Genomic DNA, 9,887 nt, shown 5'->3' on the forward strand with positions numbered 1-9,887 from the left:
CCTGCGACACTACCGGCGTGCCAGCACGTGCCTCCCACCGGTCGTCAATGACCGATCTGGTGCTCACCGGCCTCGTCGATGCCGCTCTCGTAAGCGAAGACGATGAGTTGCGCCCCGGCCGCGGAGACCGAGCTTGGTCAACAGGCTGGAGGCGTGAGACTTGACGGTGGCGGCGCCGATGCACAGCTCCTTGGAGATCTCCGCGTTGTTGGCCCCGCGGGCGACCGGCCAGTCGGCGTCGGCGATGATCGCCGACGTTGCCTCGAGTCCATCCATCCGCCGCATACGGATGTCCATCAGGATCACATCGGGCCGATGGATCCGGGCCGCCCGACGATGAGTGCCCGTCCCCGCGGACTGACCCGCTCAGGGACCGGCGCGCTGGTCGTCGGGGCGCCACGGCGGCCCGACGACCGGCACACCCGTTCGTCCTCACGGAGACACTGAGATCATGCCGGCGACCGCCACGACCGCCCCGACGTCGTGCTGATGGACGTGCGCATGCCGGAGATGGACGGACTCGAGGCGACGCGGCGCATCACCGACGAACTAGCGGATCCACGGGTCGTCGTGCTCACGACGTTCGACGTCGACGACTACGTCTACGGAGCGCTGCGCCACGGTGCGAGCGGCTTCCTGCTCAAGGACGCCGGCGGCGACGAACTCGTCCACGCCGTCCGCGTCGTCGCCGCCGGCGACGCACTGATCGCACCGTCGGTCACCGCGCGGCTGATCGCCGAGTTCGCGCGCCGCCCGCGCTCGGACGGCGTCATCGGGCTCGACGCGTTGACCGATCGCGAGACGGAGGTCCTCGGGCTGGTGGCGAAGGGGTTGTCGAACGCCGAGATCGCCGGGCGGCTGCACGTCTCGGAGACGACGGTCAAGACGCACGTCTCCCACATCCTCACCAAGCTGTCGCTGCGGGACCGCGTGCAGGCGGTCGTCGCCGCGTACGAATCAGGCCTGGTGACGCCGGGCGCCTGATCTGCCGCCCGGTGCCGGATCAGCCCTGACAGACATCTGGCGCGTCGGTGAGCGCGCTCCTCGGACGTCGGTGCGTCCGTGTTCGCCACCGTCACCCCTTCCTCTTCCAGCTCGTCATCACGTCATGGGACTCGCCCGGTCACGCGGCGACGAGGCGTCGGAGCCGAGCGAGGTTGAGTGCCCAACCGACGCCGAACGGACGCGGCGTGAACAGCCGCTCGTCGTCCGGGTTCCACCATGCGGCCCGCAGCCGCTGCAACGTCGGCCGCCGCAGGTCGTAGGGCACGAACCCCATCAGCTGACCGTGCCAGGTGCGCTGGCCGGCGGGAGCGCGCAGTTCCTTGATCACCGCCATCGCCACCAGTGCGAAGCCGGCGGCCTTCATCAGCGCACGCAGGGGTCGCCGCTCGTGGCCGCCGTCCCGGTCGTGGTCCGACTGCTGTTCGTGGTCGTCCATCGGCTCCTCCTCGGTCATGCCACGATCTCCACCGTCGTGGCCGGCGTGGACGGCTCCGGACGGTCGTCCGCACGAGCCGCCACCTTGCCAAGGTCACGCGCGATCGATGCCGACGCCCGAGTCGAAGGTGCGTCATCTGCGGACCGTTCGGTCCCCCGCGGGCGGCCGAACGGTCCGCCCATGGTCACCGCGGCCTGTCAGCCGTCGGCGCAACGTGATCTCAGCAGTCTCACCGACACCTGCCAGTCGCCGACACGCAACGGCTGCCAGCCTGGAGTCGCGGTGGTTCCTGACGTAGAAGATCTCTGGAACCGGATCAACGCGTTCCGCATCACACGTTCCACTGGGAGGGGATCGACGGCACCCTGGTGCGGGGCTCGCCGATGCGGATGCCGACGTTCTTGGTCTGCACGTAGTTGCGCATCGCCTCCTGGCCCTTCTCACGGCCGAACCCGGAACGCTTGACGCCCCCGAAGGGCGTCTCCACGCCGCCGGCGTACCACTCGTTGACGAACACCTGCCCCGCGACCAGCCGGTCGGCCGTCCACAGCGCACGGTCCAGGTCCCGGGTGAACACCCCGGCCGCAAGCCCGTACTCGGTGCCGTTGGCGATCGCGATCGCCTCGTCCGCCGATCCGGCGCGCAGCACCGACAGGACCGGGCCGAAGACCTCGTCGCGTGCCACCTCGGCGGACGGATCGACGTCGACCAGCACCGTCGGCGCCATGAACCACCCCGGCCGGTCGAGCGCGGCTCCGCCGGTCGCCGCGGACGCGCCTGACGTGAGGGCCCGCTCCGTGAAGCCGGTGACCCGCTCCAGCTGGCGTGCCGACACCACGGGTGTCAGCTCGGCGTCGTCGATCCCCGCGCCCACCCGCAGGCCCGCGCACAGCGTGGCCACCCGGTCGACGACCTCGTCGTGCACCGCCGGCGTCACGACCACCCGCGACATGGCTGAGCACACCTGCCCGGCGTTCATGAAGATGCCCCACCGCGTCGAGTCGACGAGCGCGTCGAGATCGGCGTCATCGAACACCACGGCGGCGGACTTGCCACCGAGCTCCATGACCGTTGGCACGATGCGGTCGGCCGCCGCGTGCAGGATCGACCGGCCGGTCTCGACCGACCCGGTGAACACGATCTGGTCGACCCCGGCATGGCGGACCAGGGCCGCGCCGGCGTCCGCGCCGGCGCCGGTGATCAGGTTGAACGCGCCGTCGGGCAAGCCGGCCGCCTCGACGGCCTCGGCGATCACATGGCAGCCCAACGGGTCGAGCTCGGGCGCCTTGACCACCACGGCGTTGCCCGCGGCCAACGCCGGTGCGGTGCCCCGGCCGACCATCTCCGCCGGGTAGTTCCACGGGATGACGTGGGCGGACACGCCGTGCGGCACGGGCACGGTGTAGTCGACGTAGCCGTCACCCAGCGGGATGTAGGCGCCCTCGAGCTTGTCGGCCAGCGACCCGTAGTACTCGAAGTAGCGGATCGTCCCGTCGACCTCGACGTACGCCTCCGACAGCGCCTTGCCGGAGTCCCGGCTCAACACATGCGCCGCCCGGTCGCGCCGCGCCGCGAGCTCACGGCCGACGCCGGTCACCCACCGCAGCCGCTCGACCGGTCGCACCGACACCAGCGCCCGCGAGTCCACGCACCGCCGCGCGGCCGCGACCGCATCGTCGGCGTCGCGCGCCGACGCCAACGCGACCTCCGCCAGTGGCTCGGCGGTCGCCGGGTCCAGCACCGTCGTGCGCTGCCCGTCACGCGCGTCAACCCACCGCCCACCGATGTAGTTGCGCCAGTAGGTGTCGATCTCGACCATCAGCGGGAGTTCCGGGTGCGGCTCATCCGCCGGACCAGCGACCGGACGGAGCCGTCACACCTGCGCGCGGATCTTCAGCGGTCCGACGGCACCGGAGTGCGTCGCGAAGAAGTCGCCGGTCTGGATCACCGTGTAGTCCCGTCGCGTACGGTTGACGACGACCCGCCGGCCGCACTGCTCCTCCGGGCAGACGAACACGATCTCGGCACCGTTGTCCGCGTCGACGATCAACTCGTGGTGTTCTGCCATCGCAGCTCCGTCGCTCGGGTGGGCGGCCGTGCATGCTACGACATTGCCGGACATGTGGCGTACGTAGGCACACGTCCCGCCGACCACGGGGGTCGGCGGGACGTGTGTGCGCTCTGGCGCGCTGATGTCACCTACGGGTTGCGCAGGTGGACGGCAGGTGCCTCCGCGAAGCCGGCGATGATGGTCTCGTTGTTCGCGTTGTTGCGGTGTTCGGCGACGACGGCGACCTTGTACAGCGACGAGATGGCGGGCGGACCACCGAACTGCGGCTGGTTGGGTCCGACGTTGATGTCGACGGTGTAGGTGCCGGTGCCGGTGACGGTCACGGTGTTCGAACCGAGGAACTCCTCGGGGCCGGGTCCGATGGACTCGACGAACGCATGGACCTCGAACGAGGTGTTGACGAGCAGGTTGAAGGTGTCCTCCCACTCGATGCGCACGCGGATCGTCCAGGGCTCGTTGAGATCCAGCACGCGGGTCTCGCCGCCGGAGTTGTCGAGCACCTGCATCGCGACCGAGCCACCAAGGCCGGAGCCTGCGGGAACTTCCAGTGTCATGTCCTCACCTTCCGTGAGTTGAACGGGTTCGAGGGAAGAGAGCCATGGATGCGCGCGGAGATACGAAAATGCGTACGTATCATCGCGCCGTGCCGTGCCTCCGTAGCAGCGCGACGTCTCAGCGAATGACCACACGACGTCATCGGCGCGTCGCAGCACCGAGGCGACGTCAGCCCGTGGGACCGAACCGTTCGGTGCGGATGGCGCCCGCGTCGAACCCGACGTCGACGAGCAACTCGGTGGCCGCCTCGACGAACGCGTTCGACCCGCACACGAACGCGGTGCCCGAGCTGATGCCGGTGGTCGCGACGAGGTCGGCGTCGATCCGCCCGGTGTGGCCCGTCCAGCCATCCGGTGCTTCGCGTGTGTACGTCAGCAGCGCATCGCCGTCGAGCTCGTCGGCGTAGATGACGTCTTCGACCGTCCGCACCGAGTACACGAGCCGCATCGTCGAGCCCGGCGTCGTCCGCCGCTTGTGGCGCAGCATCGCCATCAGCGGCACCACACCGGACCCGCCACCGACCAGCAGTGCCGGCGACTCGCCACGCCACACGAAGTACGACGCGAACGGCCCTCGCACCTCGACCTGGTCACCCTCGACCACGACGTCGTGGAAGTAGGTCGACACCTCACCCTCATCGAGCCGATCGATCGTCAACTCGACGCCGCCCTCGTCCAGCGGCGACGACGCCACCGAGTACGAGCGCTGCGCGGTGTACCCGTCCAGCGCCGTCAACCGCACGTCGTAGTGCTGGCCCGGCAGGTGCGGCATCCACATGGGTAGCTCGATGCGGAAGGTCTTGACGCGGGGGGTCTCACGCCGGATCGCCGACACCGTACCGATCTGCCATCGGCCCGGCGCTCGCGGCGCGAACGTGGTCAGTCGTTCCAATACCGCTCCTCGCGCCAGGGATCGCCGCGGTTGTGGTAGCCGTTGGCCTCCCAGAACCCCGGCTCATCATGGTCCATGATCCGGAGCCCCGCGACCCACTTGGCGCTCTTCCACAGGTACAGGTGCGGTACCAGCAGGCGGACCGGTCCACCGTGCGCCCGCGGCAACGGCTCACCCTCGAACTCGGTCACGATCCACGCCCGGCCGTCCACGAGGTCCTCGACCGGCAGGTTCGTCGTGTACCCACCATGCGAGTGGGCCATCGCGAACGCGCCAAGAGGTTCGACCTCGTCGAGCAGCACGTCCAGCGACACGCCTCGGAACGTCGTGTCGAACTTCGACCACTTCGTCACGCAGTGCAGGTCGGTGTGGATCGCTTCGAACGGCAGCGCGCGGAACTGCCCGGCCGTCCACGAGCGCGGTTCGGCCACCATGCCGTCCACAGTCAGCGCCCAGTCGTCGTCATCCCCGATCCGCGGTGTCACACCGGCCGTCAGCACCGGGAAGCCGGTTTCGACGTACTGACCGGGCGGCAACCTGTCCGCGTACTCCTCGGCCACCCGCCGACGACCGCCGAACCCGCGTGAGAAGAACGTCGCCATGTGACCGCTCCCGGCCGGACCGTCGTCCCGATCAGTGTGCACCCCGACACCGGCCGCGTCACCAGTCACCTGACTGTCGTGAAACGGCTGGTCCACCTGTCAGCGTGCGGGCCTGTGACGCCCACTGACGCAGCCTCGGGCGCCGTCGACCCACCCCGCGCGGACGGGCGGGCGCGCGCAGCCGCTGACGACGGTCACCGCGCCCAGGACTGGCGATCTCACCGATGCGGCGCGGCGGGCGACGTCCGTAGGGTCGCCGCACGGGCCCGCACGCGCCCTTCGACGAGCGATGGCAGGAGAGCGGAACACCGTGGCAACGCGCGATGGCGCGACGGTCGAGCACGTCGATGATGCCGACGGGTCGACGACCACGCCCGCAGGACGCCGGTCGCATCGACGCTCGAGAGGGCTGCCCGGTTGGCTCCGGTCGGTCGCCTCGATCGCGGTCATTGCCGCGATCCTGTGGGCCGGGCGCTCGCTGGTCGACTGGTCCCAGGTGTGGGCCGCGATCCTGGACATGTCCTGGCTCGAACTGCTGACGCTCGCGCTCGCGGCGGGCTGGAACATCGCGACCTATCTGTTCGTGATGATGGCCGCGATGCCGGGGCTGACGTACCGCGATGCGTTCATCGTCGGGCAGTCGTCCACGGCGGTGGCAGCGACGCTGCCGGCGGGCAGCGCGCTCGGCGTGGGGATGACCTACTCGATGTACTCGTCACTGGGCCACTCAGGAGCCGAGATCGGCCTCGCCACGGTGCTGACGGGCATCTGGAACAACTTCGTCAAGCTCGGCCTGCCAGTGGTCGCACTGGCGATCCTCGCGGTCATGGGCGACTCGACGACCGCTGAGCTGGTCGCGGCGGGGACCGGTGTCGCTGCCCTCCTCGTCGCGGTCGCGGTCTTCGCCCTCGTGTTGCGCAGCGACGACCTCGCCGCGCGGATGGGCCAGTGGGCGCAGCGGCTCGCGCGCCCGCTCCTGCGTGTCGTCCGTCGCGACGAGCGCGGACCGTGGGCCGATACCTTCGTCCAGTTCCGGCACCAGACGATCGACCTGCTGCGCGATCGCTGGCTCGTGCTGACCGTCGCGACCGTGGTCAGTCACCTGTCCCTGTACGTCGTGCTGCTGCTGGCGCTCCGACACATGGACGTGTCGGACGCGATGGTCGGGTGGGCGCAGGTGCTGTCGATCTTCGCGTTGACGCGGCTGGTCACCGCGCTGCCGGTGACCCCTGGCGGGCTCGGGGTCGTCGAGCTCGCACTGACGGCCGGCCTCGTCGTGGCGGGCGGTCCGCGGGCGCCCGTCGTGGCCGCGGTCCTGGTGTTCCGGGTGCTCACGCTGTTCGTCCAGGTCCCGATCGGCGCGGGCTGCTACGTGTGGTGGCGCGCCACCGATGGCCGTCGCTCGGCCGGTACCGCCGAAGTCGAACCGTCCTCCGGTCCGTCATGACATCGGCGGACCCCGACGCCGTCGTCGCTCCGCCGACGGGTGCGCGGCGGCGACGCCGCCGGCCGTCCGGTGAGCCGGCGCCGCTCCCGAGGGGGGCGTTGTCGACCAGTGGTACGGCGTGGCTGGTGCTGGCCATCGTCCTGCTCCCCGGCGCGCTCGTCTGGTTCATCCCTCCGGTCGCCGCCGTCATGACGGGCGTCGACGAGGCGGTACTGCAAGGGCTCGCCCAACTGCGGGTCGACGCACTGACGCCTGTGATGCGCGGCCTGCAGACGCTCGGCTCACCGTGGACCATCCGCGTGCTGCTGTGGCCGACGATCCTCGTCCTGGTCGTCTTCCGCCGGTGGCGTCACCTGTTCGTGCTGCTGGTGTCATTTGCGATCTACGACGAGCTGATGGATGCGCTGGTGCTCATGATCGCGCGAGAGCGACCCGTGAGCGTGGAGATCCTCGGCGTGTGGCAGGGGTTCTCGCAACCGTCGAAGCCGTTGGGTCTGCTGGCGTTCGCGATGGTCGCCATGGTCTACGCGCTGGCTCCGCACGGGGCCGCACGCAACCTGGCGAAACGGGCGATCATGCTGCCCGTCGCCCTGCTGGCGGTAGCGCGGCTCTACCTCGCCGTCGACCACCCGACGGGGGTCATCGCGGCGGTGGTGGTCGGGGTGACGATCCCGCTCGTGGCTTTCCGGGTGTTCGTCCCCGACGAGCTGTTTCCTCTCGTGTACCGCCGTGGTCGAGCAGCACACCTGACGATCGACGAACGCAGGCTGCGCGCGATCCGGACGGCGCTGCAGGACCAGTTGGGGATGACGGCACGCGAGGTCGCGCCGTTCAACCTGACCGAGTCGTTCGGCTCGACGCCGCTGCGGATCGTGCTCGACGACGGAGCCGTGGTGTTCGGCAAGCTGTACGCCGCGAGCCACATGCGTGCCGACCGCTGGTACAAGCTGGGGCGCACCCTGCGCTACGGGCGGCTGGAAGACGAGCGACCCTTCTCGACCGTGCGCCGGCTCGTCCAGCAGGAGGACTACATGCTGCGCGTGATGCGCGACGCGGGGCTGCCGGTCGCAGCGGCACACGGGTTCGTGGAGCTGACACCCGAGCGTGAGTACGTGCTCGTCACCGAATTCTTTGGCGACGCGCGCGAGAGCAACGACGCCGAGATCACTGGCGCCACCATCGACGACGGGCTACGTGTCGTTCGACTGCTGTGGGACGCGGGCCTGGCGCACCGGGACATCAAGCCCGCGAACGTCATGGTGCGTGCCGACGGCACGGTCGTGATGATCGACGCGGCGTTCGGGCAGATCAGGCCGAGCCCCTGGCGTCAGGCCGTGGACCTCGCGGCGATGATGATCGTGCTCGCGCTGCGGACCGACGCCCCGACGGTGTACCGCCACGCGTTGCGGTATTTCACGCCGGAGGACGTCGCGGAGGCATTCGCGGCGACGTCCGAGGCGACACGCCCGTCGCTGCACCGCATGATGCGCGCGGACGGTCGCGACCTGCTCGCGCAGTTCCGCGAGCTCGCACCCCCCCGTCCACGCATCCGGGTGCAGCGCTGGAGCATGCGCCGGATCGGCCTGACGATTGCCGTTGTGGTCGGCGGTGTCCTGGGCGCGGTGGCGCTGTTCGACAGCCTGCGTGAGACGGGGCTGCTGTGAGGGCACGGCACGTCGTTGTGGTCGTCATCCTCGCACTGCTCGTGGCGGGGTGCGGCGCCGAGGAGTTGGTCAGCCTGCGCATGCCGAAGTGCGGCGAGGTCGGTGCCAGGACCACCTTCCTCATGGCGCAGTCGGTCCCGGACGCCGATCTCGTCCCGTGCATCGACGCCGAGGCGTTGCCCGCCGACCTGTTCATGGAGGACATGCGGATCGACAGCGACGGCGCGCGGTTCGCCTTCGTCGGTGACTGGCCGGCCCCGGATTCCGATACCGCCGCTCCGCTCCGTCTCGAGGTGCGGTTCACCTCGAGCTGTGACGTCGGGGACGCCGTAGCCGTGCCATCCGATGAACGCGACGCACGGCGACTGGAACGTGTGGAACGCGTGGCGGCCGGCTACGCGGGTGAGCGCTTCTACGTCTTCGGCGGTGGGTGCGTCACCTACCGGTTCGATGCGCAGGGTGACGCCTGGCTGACCTTCGTGCACGAGGCGTCGCAGACCTGGACGTTCATGCCCAGGACCGAGGTCGACCGGCTGCGCGACGTCGCGTTCGGCGCGTGCGGCGAGGGCAGCGCGACCAACGTGTCGTGCGATCGGTGATGCGGCGCCTGGTGATCGTCGTGCTCACGATCGCCTGCGTCGCCGGGTGCACAGGCACGGCGTCCCGGCAGGTCGTCACGCCATCCCGCGAACCGGCTGGTTCGATCGTCGTCGCCTCGTTCGACTTCACCGAGAGCCTCCTGGTCAGTGAGATCTACGCACAGGCGCTCGACGCCTGGGGATACCCCACCGAACGCCTCCCCGGCGGGGCGCCGCGCGAGCTCATCGAACCCGCGCTCGAGCAGGGCGTGGTGGATCTCGTTCCCGAGTACGCCGGCACCGCGCTGCTGTTCCTCACCGGCGACCCGACGCTCGCGACCGCCGATCCTGTGGCGACCCACCGGCACCTGCGCGCCGCGTTCGCCGAGCGCGGCATCGCCGTGCTCGAGGCAGCCCCCGCCCAGAACCAGAACGCCCTGGCCGTCCTGCGGGAGACGGCCGAGCGGCACGGCCTGTCCACGGTGAGCGACCTGCGGCCGGTCGCGTCGACCATGGTGCTCGGCGGACCGCCGGAGTGCCCCACGCGACCGCTGTGCATGATCGGGTACGCCGATGTGTACGGCCTGCGCTTCCGACGGTTCGTGCCGCTCGACGTCGGAGGATCGCTGACGCTCGCG

At 70.1% G+C, this 9,887-nt stretch carries 12 protein-coding genes and 1 pseudogene; 6 read left to right on the forward strand and 7 right to left on the reverse strand.

Features of this window, described 5'->3' with window-relative positions:
* Positions 1-63 precede the first annotated feature (63 nt).
* Positions 64-297 (reverse strand): LuxR C-terminal-related transcriptional regulator, encoded by a 234-nt coding sequence (locus VFZ70_02585; GenBank protein HEX6254676.1) that lies wholly within the window; start codon positions 295-297, stop codon positions 64-66.
* A gap of 180 nt (positions 298-477) precedes the next feature.
* Here VFZ70_02585 and VFZ70_02590 point away from each other — a divergent pair.
* Both VFZ70_02590 and VFZ70_02595 read left to right on the forward strand, forming a co-directional pair.
* A pseudogene (locus VFZ70_02590) lies at positions 478-669 on the forward strand (response regulator transcription factor).
* Between the two features lie 117 nt (positions 670-786).
* Positions 787-984: a response regulator transcription factor gene (locus VFZ70_02595; GenBank protein HEX6254677.1), complete on the forward strand. Its 198-nt coding sequence runs from the start codon at positions 787-789 to the stop codon at positions 982-984.
* Positions 985-1,123: 139 nt separating this feature from the next.
* Here VFZ70_02595 and VFZ70_02600 read toward each other — a convergent pair whose 3' ends face one another.
* The 6 genes from VFZ70_02600 to VFZ70_02625 all read right to left on the reverse strand — a co-directional run bounded on the left by VFZ70_02600 (position 1,124) and on the right by VFZ70_02625 (position 5,560).
* A complete protein-coding gene (locus VFZ70_02600) occupies positions 1,124-1,441 on the reverse strand; it encodes a DUF5808 domain-containing protein (GenBank protein HEX6254678.1) in 318 nt (105 codons plus the stop codon).
* A 331-nt stretch (positions 1,442-1,772) separates the two neighbouring features.
* The gene (locus VFZ70_02605; protein ID HEX6254679.1) at positions 1,773-3,260 is read right to left on the reverse strand and encodes an aldehyde dehydrogenase family protein; all 1,488 of its coding nucleotides are present in this window, start codon (positions 3,258-3,260) and stop codon (positions 1,773-1,775) included.
* Positions 3,261-3,314: 54 nt separating this feature from the next.
* A complete protein-coding gene (locus VFZ70_02610) occupies positions 3,315-3,509 on the reverse strand; it encodes a hypothetical protein (protein ID HEX6254680.1) in 195 nt (64 codons plus the stop codon).
* A gap of 131 nt (positions 3,510-3,640) precedes the next feature.
* Positions 3,641-4,066 carry a hypothetical protein gene (locus tag VFZ70_02615; GenBank protein ID HEX6254681.1) on the reverse strand — a complete coding sequence of 142 codons (426 nt, stop codon included), beginning with the start codon at positions 4,064-4,066 and terminating at the stop codon, positions 3,641-3,643.
* 169 nt (positions 4,067-4,235) lie between these two features.
* Positions 4,236-4,958: a ferredoxin reductase gene (locus tag VFZ70_02620; protein HEX6254682.1), complete on the reverse strand. Its 723-nt coding sequence runs from the start codon at positions 4,956-4,958 to the stop codon at positions 4,236-4,238.
* Complete coding sequence (locus tag VFZ70_02625) at positions 4,946-5,560, reverse strand: sulfite oxidase-like oxidoreductase (protein HEX6254683.1); 615 nt, start codon at positions 5,558-5,560, stop codon at positions 4,946-4,948. The genes VFZ70_02620 and VFZ70_02625 overlap by 13 nt, the downstream gene beginning before the upstream one ends.
* Positions 5,561-5,870: 310 nt before the next feature.
* On the opposite strand from VFZ70_02625, the gene VFZ70_02630 reads away from it, so the two are divergent.
* The 4 genes from VFZ70_02630 to VFZ70_02645 form a co-directional block, all read left to right on the forward strand.
* Positions 5,871-7,007 (forward strand): YbhN family protein, encoded by a 1,137-nt coding sequence (locus VFZ70_02630; protein HEX6254684.1) that lies wholly within the window; start codon positions 5,871-5,873, stop codon positions 7,005-7,007.
* A 98-nt stretch (positions 7,008-7,105) separates the two neighbouring features.
* On the forward strand, positions 7,106-8,671 hold the full coding sequence (locus VFZ70_02635; protein HEX6254685.1) for a hypothetical protein: 1,566 nt from the start codon (positions 7,106-7,108) through the stop codon (positions 8,669-8,671).
* Positions 8,668-9,270: a hypothetical protein gene (locus tag VFZ70_02640; protein ID HEX6254686.1), complete on the forward strand. Its 603-nt coding sequence runs from the start codon at positions 8,668-8,670 to the stop codon at positions 9,268-9,270. Before VFZ70_02635 ends, VFZ70_02640 begins: the two co-directional genes overlap by 4 nt.
* On the forward strand, positions 9,270-9,887 hold a 618-nt coding region (locus VFZ70_02645), incomplete at its 3' end, for a glycine betaine ABC transporter substrate-binding protein (protein HEX6254687.1). The genes VFZ70_02640 and VFZ70_02645, both read left to right, overlap by 1 nt.

Source organism: Euzebyales bacterium (assembly GCA_036374135.1).
Taxonomy (GTDB): Bacteria; Actinomycetota; Nitriliruptoria; order Euzebyales; family JAHELV01; genus JAHELV01.

Excerpts from the sequence above, each read along its gene's own strand:
- VFZ70_02605 (HEX6254679.1), bottom strand. The coding sequence starts at position 3,260 with ATGGTCGAGATCGACACCTACTGGCGCAACTACATCGGTGGGCGGTGG.
- VFZ70_02610 (HEX6254680.1), bottom strand. The coding sequence starts at position 3,509 with ATGGCAGAACACCACGAGTTGATCGTCGACGCGGACAACGGTGCCGAG.
- VFZ70_02615 (HEX6254681.1), bottom strand. The coding sequence starts at position 4,066 with ATGACACTGGAAGTTCCCGCAGGCTCCGGCCTTGGTGGCTCGGTCGCG.
- VFZ70_02600 (HEX6254678.1), bottom strand. The coding sequence starts at position 1,441 with ATGGACGACCACGAACAGCAGTCGGACCACGACCGGGACGGCGGCCAC.
- VFZ70_02625 (HEX6254683.1), bottom strand. The coding sequence starts at position 5,560 with ATGGCGACGTTCTTCTCACGCGGGTTCGGCGGTCGTCGGCGGGTGGCC.
- VFZ70_02585 (HEX6254676.1), bottom strand. The coding sequence starts at position 297 with ATGGACATCCGTATGCGGCGGATGGATGGACTCGAGGCAACGTCGGCG.